This is a genomic window from Intrasporangium sp., assembly GCF_032907665.1.
Classification (GTDB): Bacteria; Actinomycetota; Actinomycetes; order Actinomycetales; family Dermatophilaceae; genus Intrasporangium.
In genome coordinates this window covers 1470-5225 of record NZ_JAJJPG010000030.1, presented here as the reverse complement: position 1 = coordinate 5225, position 3756 = coordinate 1470, and the positions used below count along the sequence as shown (strand labels likewise).

General features: G+C 72.4%; 1 protein-coding gene and 1 pseudogene. Both read left to right on the top strand.

Annotation, left to right across the window (positions count from 1 at the left end):
* Window positions 1–49: 49 nt before the first annotated feature.
* Window positions 50–3514: a DEAD/DEAH box helicase gene (locus tag LOY02_RS06835; RefSeq protein ID WP_317181584.1), complete on the top strand. Its 3465-nt coding sequence runs from the start codon at window positions 50–52 to the stop codon at window positions 3512–3514.
* Between the two features lie 54 nt (window positions 3515–3568).
* Window positions 3569–3756: pseudogene (locus LOY02_RS06830) on the top strand (potassium transporter TrkA); the annotation flags it as partial.

Below are 3756 nucleotides of genomic sequence, written 5' to 3'. Positions count from 1 at the left end.
CTGTGGATCATGGGCCCGTGCTGTCGGGCGGCCCGCCTAGAGTCGACCCATGGCGTGGAGCGTGGGTCGGGCGACGTGGGTCGGCGAGCTCACCGATCCCGAGATCGCCCAGCAGGTCGGCTCCCGCACCTTCGAGCGCGGAGTGGCCTATGCGGCCCAGCATCGCGTGCGTTCCCTGGCGGCACGGCCCGAGGGGATGATGCTCCTCGGCACCGTCGAGGGCACCGGTTCGCAGACCTACCAGACCATCGTCGAGGCCAGGCCGCACCCGAAGGGACGCTCGCCGCTGTGGGCCGGTCGCTGCAGCTGTCCCGTCGGGTCGGACTGCAAGCACGTCGTCGCTCTTCTCCTGCTCGCGCGCGACGTCGCCAACGGCAAACCCCCGCCGGCCCCGGCCGACGACAGTGCAGCCGAGCGGGCTGACGAAGGGGAGGACGAAGCGACTGGCCCCGCTGGAGGGTCTGCCGCGCACGCGTTCCGCGAGGTGCACTGGGCCGACGTGCTGGGTCACGTGCGGCCCCGGGCGCGGGAGCCTGAGGAGCCGGTCCGGCCCGAGCCTCGCGGGGAGCTCATGCCGGCCGGCCTCTTCGTGGACACGATCTACCGCAGCGGTGGCTGGCAGCGCGAGCCGGAGATCGGCTACGGGCTGCGGGCGACACGGTGGACCCGCACGGGATCATGGCACCGGAGCCTGACGTGGCATGACGCGCTGCCCCAATGGCGCTCGGGCATCCGCTACCTCCCCGAGCACGAGCGCATCATGGCGCGGCTGCGCGACGAGGTCCGCAGCGGCTCGGGCAGCACGACCTACTTCACCGCAGCCGCACCGCTCGCGCTCGATGCGAGCCCCGGAGTGTGGTCCCTGCTCCGCGAGGCGCAGGAGGCCGGGATCCCCCTGCTTCCGGGTGAAGGGGTGACCGGACCGGTGCACCTGCTCACCGATCCGGCCGAGCTGGTCCTGCACGTGCTGCGGGCCGACGACGACTCCGGTGACCTCGTCCTGCGGGTCACGACCGACGGCCTGCCCGAGGACCTGCTCGGCGAGGTCGTGCACATCGGCGACCCCGTGCACGGCATGGCCGTCGAGGCCGACGACGGATCCTTGACCCTTCTGCCGCTCCAGCAGGATCTCGGGCTCGACCGCAAGGCGGTCTTCCAGGCGCTCGCCGGCCTCCGAGTGCCGGCGGAGGAGCGGGGCGGCTTCCTGCGGTCGGCGGTGCCCGGGCTGCGCGACCGCGTCCGCGTCCGGTCGGAGGTGCCGCTGCCGGCGCCGGAGGCAGCCGATCCGTCGCCCGAGCAGGTGCAGGTGCACGTCCACGTCGTCGGCGACGTGCCGGGCGAGGTGAGGCTGGACCTCGGGTTCGCCTACGACGGGCGGGTCCGGTCCTTCACGACGGCGCGCTTCGGCGGGGCCGCCCGCGACCGGGCTGCCGAGGTCGCTGCCCTCGAGGCCGCGACGTCGCTGCACCGCGTTCCCGGTGCGGCCTGGCGCGACTCGACGGGGCTGCTCCACCTGGCCACGCGCGTGGAGCTCAAGGGGGTCGACGCGGCCCGGTTCGTCGGCGAGCAGCTCGGCGAGCTGGAGGCCGACGAGCACGTCGTCGTGGTGGTCGAGGGCGAGCTGCCCGCCTACGAGGAGGTGACCAGCGCACCCGTCATCCGGCTCGGGACGGGCGACCAGGGAGCCGACGTCAGGCCCGGGCCGGGAGCGGCGGACTCCGGGCCGACCGACTGGTTCGACCTGCACGTGTCCATCGAGGTCGGCGGCGAGGAGGTGCCCTTCGAGCCGCTCTTCGCGGCACTCGCCGCCGGGGAGGAGGTCATGCTCCTCGAGTCGGGATCCTGGTTCCGTCTCGACCGGCCCGAGCTGACCCGACTGCGCGAGCTCATCGAGGAGGCGCGCGAGATCGCCGACCCCACCTCCGAAGGTCTGCGCCTGTCCTCGCACCACGTGGACCTCTGGGAGGAGCTCGCCGCTCTCGGTGTCGTCGACCGCCAGAGCGCTCGCTGGGCCGCCAACGTCGAGGCGCTCCGCTCGGAGGTCGCCCTGCCGCCGGCGCCCGTGCCGACGGACCTTCGCGCCACGCTCCGGCCCTACCAGCTCGAGGGCTACCACTGGCTGGCGCGGCTCTGGGACGCCCGGGTCGGCGGCATCCTCGCCGACGACATGGGGCTCGGCAAGACGTTGCAGGTCATCGCTGTCCTCGCACGCGCCCATGAGCGCGAGGAGCTCGGCGGCGCCGGGTCGGAGGCTGCCGCCCGGGGTCGCGGGCCGGTCCTCGTCGTCGTCCCCACGAGCGTCATCGGGACCTGGCTCGGGGAGTTCGAGGCCTTCGCTCCTCACCTGCACGTCACGGCCGTCACCGATACCGGCCGCAAGCGCGGCACCGCCGTGGTCGATGCCATCAAGGACGCACAGGTCGTCGTCACCTCGTACGCCGTGCTGCGCCTCGACGACGAGGCGTTCCGCGAGGTCGAGTGGGGCGGCGTCGTCCTGGACGAGGCGCAGTTCGTCAAGAACCGGCAGGCGAAGACCCACGTGGCCGTCCGGCGTCTGGGGTCGCCCTTCACCGTGGCCGTGACCGGCACACCGCTCGAGAACTCCCTCATGGACCTCTGGTCGCTGCTGTCGCTCACCGCTCCGGGCCTGTATCCGCGACCCGACGTCTTCACGAAGAACTACCGCAAGCCGATCGAGTCGGGTGCCCGGCCCGAGCTGCTCGACCACCTGCGCCGTCGGATTCGCCCGCTCATGCTGCGCCGGACCAAGGAGCAGGTCGCCCTCGATCTGCCGCCCAAGCAGATCCAGGTGCTGCCCATCGAGCCGCACCCGGTGCACCGCCACATCTACGACCAGCATCTCCAGCGGGAGCGGCAACGGGTGCTCGGCCTGCTCGGCGACCCCGAGGGCAACCGCGTCGCCATCCTCGCCGCCCTCACGCGACTGCGCCAGCTCGCGCTGGACCCTTCCCTCGTCGACGAAGCACACCACGGCAAGGCGACGGCCGCGAAGATCGACTTCCTCGTCGAGCAGCTGCGTGAGCTCGCGGCCGAGGGCCACCGGGCGCTCGTCTTCAGCCAGTTCACCGGCTTTCTCCGGATCGTCGAGCGGGCCCTCGACGATGCCGGACTTCGCACCTGCTACCTCGACGGCTCGACCACGGACCGGCAGTCAGTCATCCGCGGCTTCCGCGACGGAGAGGCGGCCGCCTTCCTCATCAGCCTCAAGGCCGGCGGCTTCGGACTCACCCTGACGGAGGCCGACTACGTCTTCGTCCTCGACCCCTGGTGGAACCCTGCCGCCGAGGCCCAGGCCATCGACCGGGCTCACCGCATCGGGCAGAGCAAGCCCGTGACCGTCTACCGCCTCGTCTCGGCCGGCACGATCGAGGAGAAGGTCGTCGCGCTCCAGGAGCGCAAGCGGGACCTCTTCCAGCGTGTCGTCGACGAAGGGGGAGCTCTCGCCGGGGCCATCACCTCCGAGGACGTCCGGGACCTGCTCGAGCTCGCCTGACCCGTGGCGGCCGGACCGCACGCGGGGGCGGCGTGCGGCTGCGACAATGCGCCCATGGAGATCGAGGAGACGCTCCTTCCCGGCGTCGGCATCCGCTACGAGATGGCCACCCGTGCCGGGAGGGACATCGTCGTCGTCGTCGAGCGCGATGGCGGCGTCCAGGTCGGCACCTATGCCCCCGACGACCCGGACGAGGCGGTGGAGCTCATCACCCTCGATGCCGACGAGGCGCTGGCCATCGG